Annotated in this window: 23 protein-coding genes and 1 pseudogene; 5 read left to right on the top strand and 19 right to left on the bottom strand. The window is 34.2% G+C overall.

Annotated elements, in window-relative coordinates; all coding sequences use genetic code 11:
• Positions 1-7: 7 nt before the first annotated feature.
• The 5 genes from MJY40_RS05630 to MJY40_RS05610 form a co-directional block, all read right to left on the bottom strand.
• Positions 8-1,252 carry a plasmid recombination protein gene (locus MJY40_RS05630; RefSeq protein WP_317856051.1) on the bottom strand — a complete coding sequence of 415 codons (1,245 nt, stop codon included), beginning with the start codon at positions 1,250-1,252 and terminating at the stop codon, positions 8-10.
• A gap of 73 nt (positions 1,253-1,325) precedes the next feature.
• On the bottom strand, positions 1,326-1,559 hold the full coding sequence (locus tag MJY40_RS05625; RefSeq protein ID WP_317856050.1) for a complexin-2: 234 nt from the start codon (positions 1,557-1,559) through the stop codon (positions 1,326-1,328).
• Between the two features lie 194 nt (positions 1,560-1,753).
• Positions 1,754-2,686, bottom strand: coding sequence for an AAA family ATPase (locus MJY40_RS05620; protein WP_317856417.1), 933 nt, complete (start codon positions 2,684-2,686; stop codon positions 1,754-1,756).
• Between the two features lie 169 nt (positions 2,687-2,855).
• Positions 2,856-3,176: a plasmid mobilization protein gene (locus MJY40_RS05615; protein ID WP_317856049.1), complete on the bottom strand. Its 321-nt coding sequence runs from the start codon at positions 3,174-3,176 to the stop codon at positions 2,856-2,858.
• Complete coding sequence (locus MJY40_RS05610) at positions 3,157-4,242, bottom strand: site-specific integrase (protein WP_317856048.1); 1,086 nt, start codon at positions 4,240-4,242, stop codon at positions 3,157-3,159. Before MJY40_RS05610 ends, MJY40_RS05615 begins: the two co-directional genes overlap by 20 nt.
• 262 nt (positions 4,243-4,504) lie before the next feature.
• Between MJY40_RS05610 and MJY40_RS05605 the strand changes: the two genes are divergently transcribed.
• Positions 4,505-5,674 (top strand): IS110 family RNA-guided transposase, encoded by a 1,170-nt coding sequence (locus tag MJY40_RS05605; protein ID WP_317855116.1) that lies wholly within the window; start codon positions 4,505-4,507, stop codon positions 5,672-5,674.
• Between the two features lie 140 nt (positions 5,675-5,814).
• On the opposite strand, the gene MJY40_RS05600 is transcribed toward MJY40_RS05605, so the two are convergent.
• Positions 5,815-6,009 carry a DNA-binding protein gene (locus tag MJY40_RS05600; protein ID WP_317856047.1) on the bottom strand — a complete coding sequence of 65 codons (195 nt, stop codon included), beginning with the start codon at positions 6,007-6,009 and terminating at the stop codon, positions 5,815-5,817.
• A gap of 144 nt (positions 6,010-6,153) precedes the next feature.
• Here MJY40_RS05600 and MJY40_RS05595 point away from each other — a divergent pair, with 144 nt between their 5' ends.
• The gene (locus MJY40_RS05595) at positions 6,154-6,666 is read left to right on the top strand and encodes a helix-turn-helix domain-containing protein (protein ID WP_317856046.1); all 513 of its coding nucleotides are present in this window, start codon (positions 6,154-6,156) and stop codon (positions 6,664-6,666) included.
• Positions 6,667-7,027: 361 nt separating this feature from the next.
• Here MJY40_RS05595 and MJY40_RS05590 read toward each other — a convergent pair whose 3' ends face one another.
• The 11 genes and pseudogenes from MJY40_RS05590 to MJY40_RS05535 all read right to left on the bottom strand — a co-directional run bounded on the left by MJY40_RS05590 (position 7,028) and on the right by MJY40_RS05535 (position 15,985).
• Positions 7,028-8,440 (bottom strand): radical SAM protein, encoded by a 1,413-nt coding sequence (locus MJY40_RS05590; RefSeq protein WP_317856045.1) that lies wholly within the window; start codon positions 8,438-8,440, stop codon positions 7,028-7,030.
• 9 nt (positions 8,441-8,449) lie between these two features.
• The gene (locus MJY40_RS05585; protein ID WP_317856044.1) at positions 8,450-9,922 is read right to left on the bottom strand and encodes a hypothetical protein; all 1,473 of its coding nucleotides are present in this window, start codon (positions 9,920-9,922) and stop codon (positions 8,450-8,452) included.
• A 21-nt stretch (positions 9,923-9,943) separates the two neighbouring features.
• A complete protein-coding gene (locus MJY40_RS05580) occupies positions 9,944-10,687 on the bottom strand; it encodes a TRM11 family SAM-dependent methyltransferase (RefSeq protein ID WP_331488230.1) in 744 nt (247 codons plus the stop codon).
• Between the two features lie 3 nt (positions 10,688-10,690).
• Positions 10,691-11,227 (bottom strand): PD-(D/E)XK nuclease superfamily protein, encoded by a 537-nt coding sequence (locus MJY40_RS05575; protein WP_317856043.1) that lies wholly within the window; start codon positions 11,225-11,227, stop codon positions 10,691-10,693.
• A 2-nt stretch (positions 11,228-11,229) separates the two neighbouring features.
• Positions 11,230-12,138, bottom strand: coding sequence for a type II restriction endonuclease (locus tag MJY40_RS05570; protein ID WP_317856042.1), 909 nt, complete (start codon positions 12,136-12,138; stop codon positions 11,230-11,232).
• 14 nt (positions 12,139-12,152) lie between these two features.
• Positions 12,153-12,779: a hypothetical protein gene (locus MJY40_RS05565; RefSeq protein WP_317856041.1), complete on the bottom strand. Its 627-nt coding sequence runs from the start codon at positions 12,777-12,779 to the stop codon at positions 12,153-12,155.
• 12 nt (positions 12,780-12,791) lie between these two features.
• A complete protein-coding gene (locus MJY40_RS05560; RefSeq protein WP_317856040.1) occupies positions 12,792-13,676 on the bottom strand; it encodes a DNA adenine methylase in 885 nt (294 codons plus the stop codon).
• Positions 13,673-13,882: a helix-turn-helix transcriptional regulator gene (locus tag MJY40_RS05555; protein WP_317856039.1), complete on the bottom strand. Its 210-nt coding sequence runs from the start codon at positions 13,880-13,882 to the stop codon at positions 13,673-13,675. The genes MJY40_RS05560 and MJY40_RS05555 overlap by 4 nt, the downstream gene beginning before the upstream one ends.
• 257 nt (positions 13,883-14,139) lie before the next feature.
• Positions 14,140-14,520: a TnpV protein gene (locus tag MJY40_RS05550; protein WP_317856038.1), complete on the bottom strand. Its 381-nt coding sequence runs from the start codon at positions 14,518-14,520 to the stop codon at positions 14,140-14,142.
• An 8-nt stretch (positions 14,521-14,528) separates the two neighbouring features.
• Positions 14,529-15,682: pseudogene (locus MJY40_RS05545) on the bottom strand (plasmid recombination protein).
• A 69-nt stretch (positions 15,683-15,751) separates the two neighbouring features.
• Positions 15,752-15,985 (bottom strand): complexin-2, encoded by a 234-nt coding sequence (locus tag MJY40_RS05535; RefSeq protein WP_317856036.1) that lies wholly within the window; start codon positions 15,983-15,985, stop codon positions 15,752-15,754.
• Positions 15,986-16,274: 289 nt separating this feature from the next.
• On the opposite strand from MJY40_RS05535, the gene MJY40_RS05530 reads away from it, so the two are divergent.
• The 3 genes from MJY40_RS05530 (at position 16,275) to MJY40_RS05520 (ending at position 18,747) form a co-directional block, all read left to right on the top strand.
• The gene (locus MJY40_RS05530; protein WP_317854372.1) at positions 16,275-16,622 is read left to right on the top strand and encodes a transposase; all 348 of its coding nucleotides are present in this window, start codon (positions 16,275-16,277) and stop codon (positions 16,620-16,622) included.
• Positions 16,507-17,430, top strand: a complete 924-nt coding sequence (locus MJY40_RS05525) for an IS3 family transposase (RefSeq protein WP_317854373.1) — start codon at positions 16,507-16,509, stop codon at positions 17,428-17,430. Before MJY40_RS05530 ends, MJY40_RS05525 begins: the two co-directional genes overlap by 116 nt.
• 147 nt (positions 17,431-17,577) lie before the next feature.
• Positions 17,578-18,747, top strand: coding sequence for an IS110 family RNA-guided transposase (locus MJY40_RS05520; protein ID WP_317856035.1), 1,170 nt, complete (start codon positions 17,578-17,580; stop codon positions 18,745-18,747).
• Here MJY40_RS05520 and MJY40_RS05515 read toward each other — a convergent pair.
• Positions 18,742-19,853 (bottom strand): IS3 family transposase gene (locus MJY40_RS05515; protein WP_317853734.1). Its coding sequence is split into 2 segments (ribosomal slippage): positions 18,742-19,601 and positions 19,601-19,853, totalling 1,113 coding nucleotides; the frame shifts between segments, so codons are not numbered across the junction. The two genes, MJY40_RS05520 and MJY40_RS05515, sit on opposite strands and share 6 nt — an antisense overlap.
• Positions 19,854-20,140: 287 nt before the next feature.
• Positions 20,141-20,686 carry a helix-turn-helix domain-containing protein gene (locus MJY40_RS05510; protein ID WP_317856034.1) on the bottom strand — a complete coding sequence of 182 codons (546 nt, stop codon included), beginning with the start codon at positions 20,684-20,686 and terminating at the stop codon, positions 20,141-20,143.
• Positions 20,687-20,708: the final 22 nt, after the last annotated feature.

Here is a 20,708-nt window from a genome sequence, read left to right as displayed (position 1 = left end):
GTATTTCCTACCTTTCATGATTTTGTTTCTTCATTTGTATAATAGGTTTTTTCGTATTGTTTTGATAATCTGAAATCAAATCATCAATCTTATCTTTACCTAAGATTTTTTCCAGTATATTATACCTATCATTTTTAATTGCTCTTTCTTCTGCACGTTCCAATCTGTTTGTCAGATTTTGAATAAGTCTTGCCTGTTTATCAAATTCAGATTTAAGCCTAACAAATTTTATGGTAAGACCTTTGATATATTCCTTTAATGCCGACACCAATGGTGCTGCTTTTTTGTCTTTATATGCATTTGCTGTAATCAACACTGGTGGATCAGGCAACTGCCACTCCTTATCTTCATCGAATTTATGGATATTATTATCAATGGTTTTTACATCTTTCAGCATTGTATCAAGGTGATTTTCTACCTTTTTGAGCTTTTTAGATTTGCTGTCAAATTCATCAGATAACAACTCCAAATCTTCTTGCTTTTCAGAAATTTCCCCTGTTATTTCTTCATTTTTCAAATCAAGATTTTCTATCACTGTTGATTTTTCTTCAATAACTTTATCAAGTTTTAAAACTTCCTCAGCTCGTTTTTCAGCCTTGTAGTTTTCCACTGATAAATGCTTTTTCTGTGTGCCTTTTTTCTCCCACTCAATGCCATGCTCAAGCATGATTTTTGCAACAACTTCTTTCTCTGTATCTTGCCACTGATTAAGCTCTGTACTGCTTTTGGTTCCTCCATTAAAACCTAGTTGATTTAATGCGCCTTTTAACGTATTCTTCGTTTCTAAGCCACGCTTATTGCCACTTGTATATGGAACAAAGTCTATATGCAAATGTGGTGTTGCTTCGTCCATGTGAAGATGTGCCGAGAATACATACAGTGTTGGATTTCGTTTTTGAAAATCTGCCATATACTTTTTTAGAATTTCTTCAGCAAGTTTACCATTATCACTTTTAGCATTCATATCCTCAAAATCACCGACTTGAACGATGATTTCATAAGACAACTTTTCCTGTTTGGAAGTTCTGATTTTTTCATAATAATCAGGGATTTTTCTATCGTTTCTTTTTTGCTTGTTATTGTAGTTTTCAAGTGCTTCATCAAATAATTTATGATACACTTTCTTCAAATCTTCATTTACAAAACAAGTGTTTAAATGCACTCTATCTGCATCAACATTTTCAGCTTTAAAATCACGATTGTTATGACCGATAGAGCCTTTACCTTTTGCAATACTGATGGTTCGTTTCAAATAAAATTCGCCTCCTTAATTACAGATTACAGGAGCGTGCCACGCACCTGTTCATTGCTGATAAAGTGAAATATCACCATCTAAAATCTTTATGGTATCCCTTTAAATCAAGGTATTCAATCCTTGCTTTTTCTTGTTCCTCTTTGCTGTCAGCAGTTTTATATTTTGTATAGGTGTTGCGTGCAATGATTGCATCTACTTTTTGATTCAGACCGTTTTCTATTTCTTCTAGCCACAGGTCGTCACCGCCTAAGTGAAACTTGACTAGCATTAAAAATAGGTCATAGCTTATTTGTACGTTTTTCATTTTTCTACTCCTTTAACTAACTAGAGCGTCAGCTCCTTTTGTTACTTTTGTCAAAAGTAACGCAATAGCACTTTTGACACTACGTATCAATAGCGCCTGCGTTCTCCGAAGGGCAACATCCTGTTGCATTGGTTCATCGCAAGGTTGCAACATTGTTGTTGTATAGACATACCGCAACCTTGCAATGTTGGAAATCACTCTTTTGGAGGTAATTCCCAATACCATTTGTTAGCCGTTTTAGTAGACTTCACACCTAGCTTTTTCTTAGCTTCGTCAAGCACTCGTTTAGAAATATCCCAATCTTTTGCTTTAGCTAAAATATCAGATTGAAGTCTTTTTCCATCTTCTAACATTTCGTTTAATAACCTCTCAGCAAGTTGTGATTTATTATCCTTTGGAGTACCTGAAAGTAGTTCTTCTACCGACATTTCACATTTGCCAATCCATCTAAATCCAGTATCTTTATTTAGTTCAAATGCTATGCTGTCACCCTCAGGAGCAAGGCTTGATTTACCTTGTGCGATAATTCTCATAGTTGGATTATCTTTTAATCTACCAACGATTAAAACACTTCTGGCTACTGCTTGAAAATCAATAGAACCCAAACCTCTATATGATGCTTTTCCACCACCTTTATTCATGTGACCTATCAGTATAATTGCACAATTATAACGGTCTGCAAGATGTCCTAATTGCTTTGTTACATCTCGTATTTCATTGGCAGAATTCATATTGACTTCTGCACCTAGATATGCTTGAATAGGGTCTAAAATCACAACTCTTGCACCTGTTTCCAGTATAGCTTCTTCTATGTGTTCATCAATCATAGTAAGGCTTTTATCAGTTTCATCAATGACTTTAATTTTAGTACAATCTGCATTTGCTGCAACAAGCCTTGGTTTCACAGTATCATTCAAGCCATCTTCTGCAGTTTGATAAATAATGTTTACTGGTTCTATATCTCTGTCATCACAAGGGAGTTTTTCACCCTTGCTAAGTAGTGCTGATAATTGCAAAACTGCTGTTGTTTTGCCTTCACCTGGATCACCTTGAATGATGGTAATTTTTCCGTATGGAATATATGGATACCAAAGCCATTCCACCTCTCTGACCTCCACATCTTCCATGTTGATTATTTTAAGTTCACTCAAATTTATTCTCCTTTTTCATCTAAGTTATTGAATTTTAAAAGCAAACTATGGTATACTTATTTTGCATATATGCACACCATAGTTTATCTTTGGTATCTAAAAGTCTTTATCTTTGAAATTGCCGTTTCACTGATAAGGACTTTTTTCATTGTTTTAAGCCATGTAATGTGATTGTAATGAGATTGATTGTTTCTAACAGTTCCGTATCCAATCCATCTATCAATCCATCAATACGGCTTAGTTCCACTAAGACGTGATTTAGTTGGTCACGAAGTGCCTTGTAGACTCGTGGATTGCCCTGTACCACAATATCACGCTCTGATATGCGGTTGATTAGGTAATCTTGTTTGGTTAATCCTGAGAGTTTCACAGCTGTTTCAAACTGCTCCCATTCTTCAGGTGACACTCTAAAGGCAACTGTCTTGCTACGAAAGCGATTTTTCTTATCAAGATTTTTTATTGACATTTTGTAATTCCTCCAATCTATCCACCATTTCCGTCTGCTTGGATGGAAATAAGTGAGCATATCGATAAGTAATATCAATGCTTTCATGCCCCAATCTATCGGCAATGGCTACTGCACTAAAGCCTAGATTTATGAGCAAACTACAATGTGAATGACGAATACTGTGCAGGGTTATCTTTTTCACACCAGTTTCTTTGCATCCACGACGCATTTCGTTGGTTAAGTAGCTTTTATTTGTAGGGAATAACCTGTCTTTGGGTTTCATCTTGTATTGATGTCGAATATACTCTTGCACTTCCTTGCACAAAGTATCTGTTATTTTGATGATGCGATTGCTTTTTGGCGTCTTTGGCTCAGTGATAACATCTTTACCTTGCAAACGCTGATATGATTTATTGATACTCAAAGTACCTTTTTCAAAATCGAAGTCACTGGGTGTCAAGGCAAGTAATTCTCCAGTTCTAACCCCTGTCCAATACATGACGGAAAACGCATAATAGGATAATGGTTTATCTCTCATCGCATCAATGAAAACCTCATATTCTTCTTGCGTCCAAAAGTCGATTTCTTTGGTTTTCTCACTACCGAAATTTCCAACCTTTGCTGCCGGATTGTTCTTCAAATCATAGAATTTTACAGCATGATTAAAAACTGCTGATAATTGGTTGTGCAATGTCTTTTTATAGGTATTGCTGTGGTGGTTGCCTTTAGAGTTTGTCGCTTGAATCATGGTGTTTTGCCAAGCAATTACATCTGTTGGCTTGATTTCATTCATCTTTTTATCTTTGAAGTACGGCAAAATCTTATTTTCTATGATATTTTCCTTAGTCAGCCAAGTGTTGAGTTTCAATCTTGACTTCATGTCATTTTTATACAGTTCATAAAAAGCCGAAAAACTCATGTCCAAATCTTTTGTCTGTTGTTGGAGAAATACCCTTTCCCATTCCTGTGCTTCCTTTTTGGTTTTAAATCCACGTTTCATTTTCTTGACATTTTTACCTTGCCAATTCTTGTAATAGAACGCTGAAAACCATGTGTTATACCTTTCATCTTTATAAACTGGCATTATGCAAATTCCTCCTCGTATTATATATTTATAGCTTTTTCTTTACCTTTTCCTAGGTATAAGCTACGCTGATTTAGATACTGTGGATTGGTGAATTCCTCCTACCACTTGATGGTTTAATAAAGGCTCCAACCACAGTCTCTTTGTTTATTTGTTAATTAGTTAGATACCGCATGACGGTTTATTTAGAACGAGGTTACAATCGCAAAGAGTACCAGTGGTTCCAAACAGTATCAAATACTTTTTAAGGAGAAATTTATTTATGATTTACGTAGGAATTGATGTTGCCAAGGATAAGCACGATTGTTTTATGACCAACTCTGATGGGGAAATACTTGCAAAAGCATTTACCATCACAAACAACCGAGATGGATTTGATGAACTTTATCAAAGAGTAGAATCTCTTTCCGATGATTTAACCAAAGTAAAAGTAGGACTTGAAGCCACTGGACACTACAGTTATAACATCTTGGGGTATCTGCTTGATAAAGGTCTAACCACCTATACTATCAACCCGTTACATACAAATCTTTACAGAAAAAGTCTAAGCCTTAGAAAGACGAAAACGGATAAAGTTGATGCCCATACGATTGCTACTATGCTCATGTCTGATGTGAACTTGAAGTCCTACTCAGATACATCATACCACAACGAAGAACTAAAGTCACTCACTCGTTATCGTTTTGATAAAGTAAAAGAACGGGCAAAATTAAAAACTTCCATTTCTAGGCTTGTAACGATTTTATTTCCTGAATTGGAAAAATTGGTGCCAACACTTCATATCGCATCCGTTTATGCTTTGTTGGTTGAGTTTCCAAGTTCCAAAGCCATTGCCGATGCACATTTGACTAGGTTGACGAATCTTCTGGAAACAGCTTCTAGAGGGCGCTTTGATAAAAATACGGCTATTCTATTCCGTAATACAGCTAGAACTTCTATTGGCTCCCATATGCCCGCCAAATCATTAGAATTGAAGCATACCATTCAACTCATCAAAGTGTTAGATTCTGAAATTGCTGAAATAGAAACCGAAATCAAATCTATTGTGGATGAAATGCAGTCTCCAATCCTAACCATACCTGGAATCAGTTATCGCATGGGTGCAATGATTCTTGCAGAGATTGGGGATTTTTCTAGGTTTGATTCTCCAGATAAGATTTTGGCTTATGCTGGGTTATCGCCGTCCACTTATCAGTCTGGTCAGTTAGAATCCTCCCATTCTAAAATGGAAAAACGAGGTTCTCGCTACCTGCGATATGCATTATTTAATGCCACAATCTATGTTTGTCATTGGGATCCAACATTTAATGCATACCTAGCTAAAAAACGTGCTGAAGGAAAGCATTATTATGTTGCCATTTCCCATGCTGCCAAAAAGCTTGTAAGAGTAATTTATCAACTAGAAAAAACACGAGAGGCATACATAAAGTGACCTGATTTGTTTTCTCTAAATATCTCCTGATTTGAGCACCTGTAGAGATGCTCTATTTGTCATGCAGTTTTCAATGTTCATTATCTATCTGAAATATATTTCTGTAAGTCATTCAAAAATTTTGAATTTAGACTTGACTTTTAATAGTTAGTCTTTGTTTGTAAACCATAATATTTTTCTTCAAAATATGTTTTACTGATTTTTCCTCTGATCGTCATATATCCCTCCTTTTCAAGTTGCTCATTCATTTTTGCAATCACCTTATAACAATAAGGTTTTGACATACCTAAGATTTCTGCTACATCCGTTGCTGTTAATAAAGTTACTTTTGACATATTGTGTCCTCCTTTTTATTTTTAAGATACTATTGTATCTGTTTATATATTATATAATTTCAGATACTTTTGTATCTGTCAAGAATTTTCTTTACTTTCTTTTATATTTCTGATACAATAGTATCTATAAGAGAGGTGCGTATCATGAATATAGGTGAAAAAATTCAATTTTATCGTAAAGCAAATAAGCTGACACAAAAGCAATTATCTGAACTTTCTGGATTAAGCGAAATATCAATCCGTAAATACGAAGCAGGGGATAGGTTCCCAAAAGCAGAGCAATTACAAAAGATTGCTTCCGTTCTCGAAATAGGCGGTAATGAATTACTTAAAGTTAAGCTTGATACCGTTAAAGTTGAAACAGTAGGTGATGCCATGACCTTGTTTTATCTATTGAAAGAAAAACTTGGTGCTGATTTTGCCTATGACCGAAATGCTGATGGTAGCATTGATCCTACTTCAATTAAGGTACGTTTTAATAATGATAAAATTAATGCTTGCCTAGAACGCATTGCCACAGAAGAAGCAATGGCACAGCAGTTATCTGATGCACTTTTTACCGTGGAAAATGAAACAGCTAAAACGCAGCTACTTACAGACAAGTTTTTACTTGCCCTTACCAAAGACGAATTAACAGGCAATAACGAGCCTTTGTAAATCTGGTGTAGCCAATTTGTAGCCAAAATAAAAAACCCTCCCATTTCACTAAGTCATAAAACTTAGCGAAACAGGAGGGTTTTCCTCATGTTTTATTCATTTTGGGATACTATAAATTTATCGGTTAAAATAATTTTAGTATCATAGTAGTATCATAAGCCTTTAAGAAGTGCCAAAAACCCAGTGTTTAAGCCACTTTCAAGCCTTTTACTACTTACTCCCACTCCCCACCACAAAACACAACTTAAACAGTTTTGATTATGTTTTATGGCAAGTGGTATTTGTATTATTAAAAATTATTTGAATATTTTTTGGTATCTGATTTTTTGTTGCCAAAATGTTGCCAAATATTCAAGCTCATTTATTTTAAATAACATTTATATAAATATCTGACTTTTTCATTCTCAATTTCTACTATAGGAAATATATTATTCTTAATCAAATTAATAAACTGGTACATTTCATCAGTATTTAAGCTTCTATATATTTTCTTCCACTCTTCAATTTTTTCAACACTAGAACTACGTTTTGTAATGTATAACTCCGGCATATATATTAATTCTTCAAATTCATTGTATGTATTTCCAAAAGCGTGATTAAAAAATGCTTCTTTCGGCCCTACAACTCCATGAGTTGCATTTAATATACATTGCACTCCTCTCAAAAGCTTTGCATTCCAATGTTCGCCTATATATTTTCTATCCTTACGATTATCACCTGTAAATGGCATATATTTCATAGGAAATGACCAAATACCGGTTGATAATTCTTCTTTAATAAAACTGTTATTTAATTCAATATTGATGCGTAATCTATCATATAGCTCTTTCGGTGTGTCGTGAAAATTGAATAATACATAATTAGATAGATTCTTAAAGCCGTTTTTTGCAGCTAACCACTGTGCTTCTTTGTAGATCCTCACATTTTCATCATCAGCATGGTCAAAGGCAATTCTTAACGGTTTTATTTCAAGTCTTGCCAATTGTAAAATGGTACTTTCAGTTAAAAGCCTCGCATCTGTTCCTTGATTAAAATCAACATATCTCGTCTGTTTCAGCCTTCTTTTCCCTGATTGTTTTTCATAACTCTTATTGCCTCGCCCAAAGCCCAACTCAACCAAATCATCAACAATTTTCTCTAACGACGGAGAAGCTAATATATTATTATCCAACAACATTAAATTGCGTTTTTCTCCATATAGCTCATTGATTTTTTTGACTTGCTTTTTGATATCTACAAACTGACAATATTTAGGTTCAAGTGTTCTAACAGCACAAAATTCACATTTTCTGATACAACCTTTAGTAGCCGAAGTAATATACGCATTTTTCACTTCATACTCATAATCTAAATATTTATTTTTATCAGTGTCTATTATATCATAATCAGGTGTTATTAAATCTACCGGTATTTCTTCACTACCTAACATATTAGGTTCATCAAGCAAACCTTTCATAATAGTAATGCCTCGAATATCTTCTTCTAACTGTAAATCATCATATAACAGAGTTGCCATAATACCACCCACAAAAATATTTTTGGGTTCTTCAACTGAATTATAATAATATTTTATTACGTCTATTGTTTTTTTCCAATAAAAAGTAAATAGTGTCGTAATATAAATTCTGTCCCATTTTTTATCTTTCAACTCTACATTTTTGCCTTTTACCAAGACTACATCGTCTCCAATACTTTTATGATAAGCACTAATTTTCATTAAACCTAAAGGTGGATATTTATTTTTATAATCTGCTTCTACTAATAGAATATTCATTTACGCATCTCATTTCTTGTGTTTATCTATATATTTTTCAATTAAAAGTCTTGTATTTTTCCATCCGCTAATAAGGTTGGTTTCTGAAACACACGCACTCGTTTCAGAATGAATCCATGTGTTTAATAAATCAATATAATTAGCTTTATTGACTTCAGCTTTTAAGACTTTATGTTCCTTATCATTTATATATCCTTTATTTCTAAGTGAAGTAAGACACAAATTATATGTAGTTGGTAATTTCCCAGAGTCAAAATTTGTATCGTTAATAGACGTCATCCATAATTTCAGCACACACTCTAATAATGCTCTGCATAAAGCGGCTGATGCTACGGGATATTCTTTTATATTTAACCCTTCCAATTCCATAATCATTTGTTTCCCTTTTTCATTCAAGCAATCATAATCATCAGTAGCATAAACTTTTCCAAGCTTAAGTGCTACCTTTCCAAAATATTGTTTTGACATGGTTCGCGGTGTTCCCGTAGCCGGAAGTTCTGTATCATTACTTATATCATTATTAGCTTGTCCGCTTTTTTCACTTTTTGTGCTTTTTGTATCATTACTCCCTTGAGTTCTCTGAAAATCTTTCGAAGTAGCTACACTACTATTTGAATCATTCTTAGTTTGTTCTTGTTTATCCTCATTATTATCTGCAACTATCTGTGTTTTAAATTCTGCATTAAGTTTTGATACATAATTTTCAAAATCACTTTTAAATCTAAAATTATTGGTTGCAGAATTATGAATTAGATCATATACAAGTTTTGACATCATCGCTAATACTTGCTCTTCAGAGTCCTTATAGATTAATGAATTATTTATCCCAAAGGTTATATTGTAAGTTTCTTTAAATTTAGCGAAACCAACTACACGTTCAAGTTTTGAAATCCAACGATTATTATCTATATCAGAGATTAAAGATTTATCCGTACTTGGATTATTTTTTAAAAATTCTACGATAGAATAAGTTTTACTTTTATTCCCCTTAGCTGCATCAGCTTTCATTTTTGCTTGATAATCCCACTGCTTTCTTCCAATTCCCTCATTAACATCTTGATGAATTTTATATAAAAAATGCTTCGCATCATCCGAATTAGTATAAACCACGCATTGAATCTTGTCATTATCATAATTCAATTTATAAATTTCTTTGACTGAAGGAATTTTCTCAGCTATATCCTTATTATCTTTGTATTGAGTCATAAGCTTTATGCAAGTAATACGCCTATTACCATCAAACACTACATACTTTTTCAAGTCATCATCATAGCAAGCAATTGGCACTTCAAAAGGGTTGAGTCCATCTTCAACTATATCTTTTGCTAAATTGTACATTTCTTTTACTGGAGTACCAGTATTCACATTGAACATAGAAATCACAGCATCTATTTCATCATTTGCATCATTTATATAGCGATAATTTTCCGGGTTAATATATAAATCACTAATGCTCAAATCTTTATATTCATATTTTCTCATTTTCTTCCCCCATTCATAGTTTTATTTCTTAAACACAAATAAATACTCATGTGCAAGCAACAAAAAGTTATACTTCACACTATTAGTTTTCCAATATCCCGTTGCCTTACAGTTGTGTTGTTCTTTTATAATGATTTCTTTTAGTTTGAACCCCTCAGCTTCAAAGATTTTCATAACTTCAAAGCTCATTGTTTGCACATGACCTTTAATTCTTGTATCGCCCATTAAAATACAGCAAAATTTATCATCTTTCAAAACTCGGTAGCTTTCAGAAGCCACTTTTTTCATTTCTTCGAGAAATCCCTTGATTTTCAAGTGAGATAAATCTTCTGCTATATCTTCGCTATACTGAATGATATTAGCGTAAGGAGGATGAGTTGCAATTAAATCTATGCTTTCGTCAGGTACAAAGTGCAAATTTCGTGCATCACCTTTATGTATATAGACTTTACCTGCATCTTCCCACTCAAAATCAATTTTTTCTCTACATCTATCCAACGCAACATCATTAACATCAACACCAATAATATTGCGTTTAAGCAACTTCGCCTCCACAAGGGTAGTTCCTCCACCCGCAAACTGATCTAGCACCAAATCGCCCTCTTTGGAATAACGAAGAAGTAAATTTCTTGGTATATATGGCGACCAATTCCCCCTCCATTTAGCATCATGTGTTGCCCAATCACCACGCTTCGGAAATGTCCAATGTGTAGTCATCTCTAGTTCAAAATTCTCTGGTTCCCATTTTTTTACTTTCTTTGCCACGAATTATTCCCCTCCTTCAATACAAGGTACAGGCAATCCTAATTTTGCCAAAGGAATATATTCAAAATAATACTGACAACGAACACTAATAATATAATCCAACACATCTTTATATTTAGGATCTTTAAACCACTCACTCAACAAATACATATATTCAACTTCAATATTTGCCGGCGCCATTAATTTTTGATATTGTTTTTTCTTAAAGTCACAAGTTTGAATTTTCTCATCAACAGAACCCGCCACTTGCTGAAACTTGCATTCTATGATATACATCGTATTATTAATAATTACATAAATACTATCATCAGGTAAAATTTTCTTTGATATAATTTTCTTCCATTCGATTCCTATTTCATCTAAAAAACGATAAAATCCATGTTTTTTAAAAAGTCTAGCCACTTCATTTCCTTGATAATAAACAAATCCATTGTCTACTCTGTATCCATCTTGTTCTGAAAGGAAGGTAGCCAAATCTGTTTTTCCTTCAAACACTAACCCTGTACGAGTATTTCCTCCACCTTTTCCATTTTTTATCATGTTTATAATCCTTTCACAAGTATTTCTTCAAGCAGCCCTCGCTCTATCATATTGATATTCATAATATAGTCCGTTACATCAAATGTTTCCCTAAGAGGACGTTTTGCTGTCAGCCACCCTTCACCATCTGTCACCCAAATGAATCCCGTCCTATCATTCTTGACAAGTTCAAACAAGCTACTAAACTCACCCGATACTGATTTTAGCTTCGATCCTCCACCGCCATAATAATTCACTTCCATAAGGTAAAGCATATCTCCAGTATCAACCGCAAAATCAAAATGCCTATCTGCTTTGTCTGTATTTACCTCTTTGCCAAATTCTTGCTTGATTTTATTTGCTGTTGCTTGTGCTATATATTTATAGTCATGTTTGTCACAAATTGATTTCACATATACTTCTGTAAGATTTTCCATAGCTGTACCACTACGATTTTTGCGAGCATTGGTATCAAGACCAACTTCAACACCAATGGCATAATCTACAAGATTTTTAATACTCTTATCTGATAGCACCTTAAGCAAACCACATTCTTTAGCAAAACAAACTATGTTATCAATTTCGTCATCAGAATATTCTTTTCGTTTAGAAAATGAATATTCAATGTCGCCACCCATGTCAGCAATTTTGACACTCGTACCACGAACAGCAATTAAAAAAGGAATAACTGGAACTACTTCAGGGTAGTCTTTGATTAAGTCTTTTAGGGTAGCTTCTGCATCTTCTTTTCCAATAAGAGTGTTCAAAATATTCAATGCCACTTCAATTTTCGTTACATTCCCAAGAACCTTTCCCCAAGCAACAAAAAAATCATATGTACGAATTGTATCTTTAAGATTTGACATTAGATATTCGAAGGCTGCATTGTCTGAAAGAATACCCATGCTCTTATATTTTTCTATATAGTTCATTTCATCATCCTCCTTTATTGCATTATTTCTATGAATTTTGATATATCTCCTAAATAAGGCAATACTGCAATCCCAACTTCTACGCCTTTATTGGTAATATATTCTAATACACTACCTAATTTATCCATAAGTTTCTTTTTATCTTTTGAATTTTTTGCAATTTCAATAGCCGACATCTTATCTTCTAATTCAGATTTCTCTTCATCCGATAATATATTTGGTGATAGATTTTCTATTCTATTAATTACTTGCTTAATAGAAATTGTAACATTTGCAGTAGATTCAGAAACACTTTGACTTTGACTCTGATTATTATTAGTATTATTAACTGTAACAGAGCTTTTTAATACCTCAGCTTGCAAACGAAGTTTTTCAATTTCATATTCTTTCTCTCTGTTTACATCTTCCAAATCTATTGCATATTTACTTAACTTCTCTTTCAAAATCACTATATCGTCGAGATAATCATATCTATCTACATCACCTATTACATAAACTTTTCCTTGATGTATTCCTCTTGATAACCCTTTAATATCTGTTGCAAATACACTATAAATTATACTGGCAAGCCTTTTAGCATCTTCTCTTTTAACGTGGTTGCATTTTTCAATATAACTATTTATTAACTCTATTTTATCCAATCCCACATCCCCCTAATAATTTGAAATCAATAATTCTTTCACATCACCCCGACTTTTTGCATTACAATTAATCATACGTTTTGCACTTACTCTTGCAATCTCATAATTGCCATACAAATCATCAAAAAAACAATCATTTTCGTCGTGATTTTTGGGATCTGAGTTGCTAATCACCACCATTGCACCTTTTTCTGACGCCCTATCTACAAACTGTCCTAAAGCAATTTGCTCATTATCATCAAAGTTTGTTTCAGCATATGAAGTGAAGCTTGCTGTTTCACTAATAGGTCTATATGGTGGATCTATATAAACAAATGTATTTTCATCAATAAAATCAAGAGTATCTTTATAATCACCGGTAATAATCTTCACATTTTTCAATGCCCTGCTTATTTCTTCCAAATTGTTTTTATCACAGATAAGTGGCATTTTATATGCTCCCATAGGCACATTAAACAAACCTTTTTTATTCACTCTAAAAAGACCATTAAAACAGGTTTTATTTAAGAAAATAAATAACGCCGCTTTTTCAAAATTAATTTCTTCATCTCCATTTACTTTGAGATAATTAAATCTTTCACGTTTTTCATAATAATAAATCTTGCGTTCATCCGTATCCATCGCCCAAAATGCTGTTTGCATTTCTTCTAGTTCGTCAATCAAATGATTTAAATTCAATTTAATTTGAGAATATGTATTTGTAAGTTCTTTATTTATATCATTTATGAGGATTTCTTCAAGATGATAATTTGAAAGAATATCAAAAAGCACAGCTCCTCCACCAATAAAAGGCTCACAATATTTTGTTATTCTTTGACCAAGTTCTTCTGGATATTTATTTCGTATATCAGGCAATAATTGTGTCTTTCCGCCTGCCCATTTTATAAAAGGTTTCATATCATTTCTCCTGTTTCATCAATTTCAAAAGTTACATCCAACTTGCACCCCAATGCTTTTGCAATAGCGTGCATTTCCTTTTCGTTAAAATTGTCTCGACTCAATTTATTGCTCAAATTTTGAGGAGTGGTTTCAATCTTATCTGCAAGCTCACTCATCGTCATTTTCCGTTTGATCAAAAGTATTCTGATTTTTTCACTAACCACTTTTCTACACCTCATTACTATATATAATTCAACTTTTTAATTATACACTAAAAAGAAAATTATTTCAATTAAGAAAATAAAATTTACACTAATAAATGAAAATAGATGTATCAACATTTCGTCAACACACCTATCTATATTCTTTAACTAATGCCAATCATCACCTTTGCGAATATATTGATATTCTTGATAAAAATTTCGTTACATTCAAAAGTTATTTTATATCTCAATGATAAACAATAAGTTATTAAGTAAAATTATACATACACCACCTCCCTCAAAACCGCCTCCTCAGCACAAGCATGATAGTTATTCATCCTACCAACCCATTCCATCTGGCTGCAAACTTTCATATCTTCATCAATCCCATTAAACTTCGCCAAATAGGCAACAACATCCTCCACATATTTTTGCGCTCGTTGGTTCACTTCAAGTAAATGTTGATTCAATTTTCCTGATAAATACAAGCTTATATACAAGCTTGTTCTATGCCCTCTAAGGAAGTTTTTTCGCATCAACCCATATTTACCTACCCATACTGATTTTTCCTTTGGCAGCTCTAAATTAGGATAATAGCATCCATCCTCAGCCAATGTATACCACAAACCATTCTTTTCGTCATAAATTTCCTTTTCCATCTTCATTCCTACCTTTCACTCTCTTTATTTTTCATATTATCCAGCTGTTTTTTTGGTGTGTTTTGCTCATACACCCGAATCATACGATTGATTTCATCTTGTCCTATGATATTTTCCAATCGCCTATATTTTTCATCACCCATTGTTTTTTCTTTAGCAGTTTTTTGCCATCTATCTATCTGTTTTATAAGATTTGTATTCTCTTTTTTCAGATGATCAAGTGCCGATTTCATCTGCACAAATTTCACTGTCAACCCTTTGATATATTCTTTCAAGGCAGATACCAGAGGTGCAGCTTTCTTATCTTTATATGCACCTGCTGTCATCAGCAATGTGGGTTCTGGAAGTTGCCATTCTACATCTTCATCAAACTTATGAATATTGTTATCTATTGTTTTGACATCCTGCAACACACTTGTAAGCTTTGTTTCCACCTTTGATAATTTTTCTGTCTTCTGTTCTATCGTCTGCTCCAACTTTTCCACTTCAACAGCTTTTTGTTCTGCCTTAAATTGTTCCACCGACAAATGCTTTCGTTGCATCCCCTTTTTCTCCCACTCAATCCCATGCTCCAACATGATATTTGCAACCACTTCTTTTTCTGCATCTTGCCACTGATTCAATTCAGTACTACTCTTTGTGCCACCACCATAACCAAGTTGATTCAAAGCACCTTTCAGTGTTGTTTTTATTTCCAAACCTCGTTTATTTTCTTTGGTATATGGCACAAAATCAATATGCAGATGAGGTGTTGCTTCATCCATATGCAGATGCGCAGAAAAAACATAAAGAGTGGGATTTCTTTCTTGAAAATCCTTCATGTATTGGTGAAGAATCTTTTCTGCCAATTTTCCATTTTCACTGACAGCATTCATATCCTCAAAATCACCTACTTGCACAATAATTTCGTAGAACAATTTTTCCTGCTTTGATGTTCTGATTTTCTCATAGTAATCTGGAATTTTTCTATCATTGCGTTTCTGCTTGGCATTATATTTTTCTAAAGCTTCACCAACAGATTTTGATAAACGTCTTTCAGATTTTCATTCACATAACAAGTGTTATACTGCACCCTTTCAGGATCAACATTTTCCGCTTTAAAATCTCGATTATTATGACCGATAGAACCCTTTCCCTTCGCAATACTGATAGTTCTTTTCAAATAAATATCCCTCCTGAATTACAACCACAGGTGCGTATACGCTCCTGCTTGATAATCAAATACACTACCTCATCTACAAAAATCCTCACGTCTTGCTTTCAAATCCAAATACTTCAATCGAGCATTTTCTTGTTCCTCTTTGGTGTCAGCTGTTTTGTATCTTGTATAAACTTCTCGAGCAGTAACTGCTTCCATTTTACGATTCAATTCTTTTTGGATTGCATCATTCCACGTTGCATCGTCAGCCAAATGACACTTTACTAGCATCAAAAACAGTTCATAACTAATCTGTATATTTTTCATTCAATTCTCCTTGTATAATGAAAACATAGTAAATTCTAAGTTTTCATTTGATTTTTTATTTACTATAATTTAAATAGATGCTATGGATTAGTGATTTCTCCTACAGCAGCTTAGCTGACTGGTTCGTAAAGGCTCTAACCATGGCTCTATGTTTAATTGTTGATTAGTTAGATAACGCATAGACGTTTTATATAGAGCAAGTATAATGGTACCGTGATTTAAGACAATTTTCGAGACAATTCTTAATGAATTTGTTATACTAACAACATCAGAAAGAAGGTGCTCACACATGTCTCGAACAAGAAGAAGTTTCACCGCTCAATTCAAAGCCGATTTGGTGATTGAGTTGCTGAAAGGCGAAAAAGATTTAAACACATTGGCTACCGAAAATTGCATCCAGCCTAACCTGTTAAGAAATTGGAAAAAAGAATTTTTATCCAATGCATCTGCTGCATTTGATGATACTCGTATGGAAAAAACGAACGAAAAATTACAACAAGAGCGTAAGGAAAAAGAAGCATATGCCAAAAAAGTCGGTCAACTTACAATGCAAGTGGACTGGCTCAAAAAAAAATCTGAAGAAGTTCTTGGACCAGACTACGAAACGAAGTATTCTCCAAAACCTTTCGAAGACTAAGGATATACCTGTATCTACAGGTGCAAAGCTGTTATCGGTGAATCGTACCAGCATCTACTATGAAAAGCCAGCGATATCCGCTGAGGAATTGGAATGCAAACGAATCATTGATCAGCTACACACAGAACATCCCACTTGGGGTGCAAGGCAGATGTCAGCACAACTGAAACAACGCAACCATAACGTAGGTCGCAAGCGTGCTAGACGTTACATGAATGAAATGGCCATTGATCCGATTTATCCAAAGATGAACCTTTCCAAACGCATGCAGGAGGCAAAGATATGCCCCTATCTATTGCGTAATGCGGTTATCGAACGTCCCAATCAGGCGTGGTCAATCGACATCACCTATATTGGAACAAAACACGGATTTCTGTATCTAACAGCCATCATCGACTGGTATAGTCGTTGCATTGTTGGTTGGGAAGTGGATGATACATTAAGCACTCATATGGTTATGAATGCGGTCAAAAAGGCATTGAAAGTAGCAACACCTATCATATTGAATTCAGACCAGGGCTCTCAATTTACAAGCAATGAATACAGAGCCTTTTTGAAGGAACAAAAAATCAAACAAAGCATGGATGGCAAAGGGCGATGGGCTGATAACATCATGATTGAACGATGGTTTCGCAGCTTCAAATACGAAGAAGCATATTTGACAGAATATACATCCATTAAGCAGGCTCGAATAGAGATAGCAAAGTATATTCACACATATAACTTTGAACGTCTTCATTCGGCGCTGGACTACCAGACACCAGCATCCATGTATTATCCCATGCAACTGTTACCAATGGCAGCATAAGAGGAGGGGTTACTCTTTCCTTTATTAAATTGAGTTCATTAAAAAAGAATTGTTTTTTTGTCTTGACAACTGAGCCATTATAAAGGATACATTTAACATAGAGTTCGTGGAACGTAGTATCAAATAAATTTAAAGGAGTTGTTTTCTATGTTATTTGTAGGTATTGATGTTGCTAAAAGCAAACATGATTGTTGTATTATTGATTCTGATGGTGTTCTTCACAATGATTCTTTACGCATTGAAAATTCAAAACTAGGCTTTGATTCTTTAGTTGAATCTATCTATTCAGCCTTAGACTCTAAAGATATTTCTAACGTAAAAATAGGACTTGAATCAACAGGGCATTACAGCACTAATATCACTAACTTTCTACTTGCTAAAGGTTTTCAAGTCACTACCTTGAATCCTTTATCTACTAATCTTTTTCGTAAAGCCCACACGCTCAGAAAGACCAAAACGGACAAGACAGATGCTAGAGTGATTGCTGCTATGCTTTTTACTGATGATTCAAAATCCTATTCACCAGTATCATACCAAATTTCTGAGCTAAAGTCACTAACAAGACATCGTTATCGTATGGTTGGATATCGCTCAAAACTGAAAATATCTATTACTAGATTAATTGATATTATCTTCCCAGAGCTACCCTCTTTGGTGTGGTCTATTCATCAAGCGTCTTCTTATGCTGTACTTTTGGAGCTGCCTTCTCCAACCGACATCTCTAATTGTCACCTTACTAAACTTACTAACTTGCTTTCTAAGGCTTCAAGAGGTAAATATGGAAAAGAAAAAGCAATTGCATTTAAAAGCGTTGCTTCCAATTCTATTGGTTCTTCAAGCAGATCTATTTGTTTTGAATTGCAACAAACTATTCGATTAGTTCAGTCTGTTCAGTCTGAAATTGATGCTTTGGATGCTCAGATTAAACTTGTTATGCAAGAAATCGATTCACCTATTATGTCTATCCCTGGTATCTCTTTTACTTTGGGTGCTATCATCTTAGCCGAAATTGGTGATATCCATCGTTTTTCCAATCCTGCTAAGCTTTTAGCTTTTGCTGGTATGGAACCTTCTACCTATCAATCAGGTAAATTTAATGCTTCTAATACTCCTATGGTAAAGCGTGGGTCCACTTATTTGCGTTGGGCTATTTTGCAAGCTGTTCGCCTTGTTGCTATGCGTGATGTTTCTTTTAAAAACTATCTTAACCACAAACAGTCACAGGGTAAGCATTATTATGTTGCTATTAGCCACGCTGGCAAGAAGCTTGTTAGACTGATTCTGGAATGTCAACACTTTTTTGGACAATTTTTATAAGGTCAGTACCCGATATTCGGCTGGTGTTCTATAATCCAAAGAGCCATGCAAACGTATGTTATTGAACCAATGCACATAGTCTGCAAGTTCTAACTTCAATTGCTCCAAACTGACGAAATTTCGTCCTCGAACAAATTCTGTTTTGAATACCTTGAAATTGGCTTCTGCAACTGCATTATCATAGGGGCAGCCCTTCATGCTGAGGGATCGTTTGATCTGAAACACATCTAACATTTCATCAATGAGATAGTTTTTAAACTCGCTGCCTCGATCCGTATGGAACAACTCGATTTCAGATAAATTCCCTTTGATTGTTGCAAAAGCATCATATACCAACTGAGCATTTTTGTGAAGTCCTGCACTAAATCCAACGATTTCTCGGTTGAATAAATCAATTAAGATACAAACATAGTTCCATTTATAGTTCACTCGAACATACGTCAAATCCCCAACAATTACTGCATTGGGAGGCTGGTTATCAAATTGACGAGCTAGTTCGTTTTTTACTGGCGACTCATTGCATTGTTGCTTTTGTGGTTTGAACTTGGCAACGGTATAGACCGAAATTAGCCCTAAACGTTTCATAATGCGGCAAATTCTGCGTCTAGAAACCTGTTTGCCCAACTTCTTCAGCTCTTTTTTCATTTTACGACTTCCGTAGACTTCTTTATTTTCATAAAAAATCCGTTCAATTTCTTGTTCTAATTCCGTATCATCTTTCTTGGACGAAGCCTCGTAATAGTAGGTACTCCTGCTGATTTCAAGGCATTTACACATGGCTGATATAGAGTATTTGTGTCGATTTGCTCGAATTACAATTACTTTCGTCCGAATATCAGCGCCGCTTGCTTTAGTATGTCATTTTCCATTCGTAGCTGTTGTAGCTCTTTACGAAGTTTGATGAGTTCAGCTTCTTCTGGTGTGCGATTATCAGCTTCTTTTGTAGAACCAGTAGCATTGTAACGCTGTATCCAGCGATTCAGTGCCGATGGTGTTAAATCGTATTCACGATTGATATCTGCTTTCGATTTTCCGTTGTTATATAATTGAACCATCTGCTGTTTAAATTCTTCTGTAAATTCTCTTCGTTGTCGTTTTTTAGTCATGTAATCATCTCCTTATTTTATATTAGTTTTATTTTACATGACCTTATCTTTTCTGTCTAGTTAAGTATAGCCATTCCAATAACCCCGTTGTAGCCTATGGCTACAAGCTGTTTTTACGAGAGGTGAGAACCCCTCTATTCCTGCCTTTACTCCTAAATCTTAGATTTCATCATAAAGGATTTATGTATCCTACGGATACTTTAAGTCGCAAGCGACTTTTTAATAGCGTAAAAGAAAGTTAATTTGGTATTGGATAACCATAATTTGAAGTACTGACTTCATCGTGCTTATTTGTTTTCGCACACTTTATCGCCTTTAATATAGTTATCAATAATCTTCTTTACAGTGCTTTTGCTGTAAGTGATGCCATTTTCTTTTTTCAAGATTTCAGCAATTCCCATCAGACTTTTATTTTCGCCCTTTAGCTCTCTCACTCGGTTTATAACACTATCGTTGATTTTAGATTTTCTGCCAACTTTAGTTTTTGGAAGAAAATCAACTTTCGCCGATAATTTCATTTCAAGTGTTCTAATGATTTCATCACGCTTTTTAATTTCATCGTTATGAGCAAAAATAGAAATAGTGTCACGCTTGATATATCGTTCTAATTTTGCTTTTTCAAGCTCAATGTTATGTAACATTTCTCGTGTTTCATTGTTTAATTGAATACGCTTATCTAATCTACTTTTCAGTTCTAGATATTCTTTTGACTGCTCGATATTTGTTTCTGCTATCAGTAATTTCTTTTTAAGGGAAGATATTTCATATTTTAAGTTATTATTTTCTTCCTCTAATTCTTTTTCGCGCTTATCAAAAAGACCTATAAATGACACCTCCACTAGTTTTTAAATTATT

It is taken from the genome of Chakrabartyella piscis, assembly GCA_030067835.1.
In the GTDB taxonomy this organism is placed as follows: domain Bacteria; phylum Bacillota; class Clostridia; order Lachnospirales; family Anaerotignaceae; genus Chakrabartyella; species Chakrabartyella piscis.
This window is presented reverse-complemented; position numbering and strand designations above follow the sequence as displayed.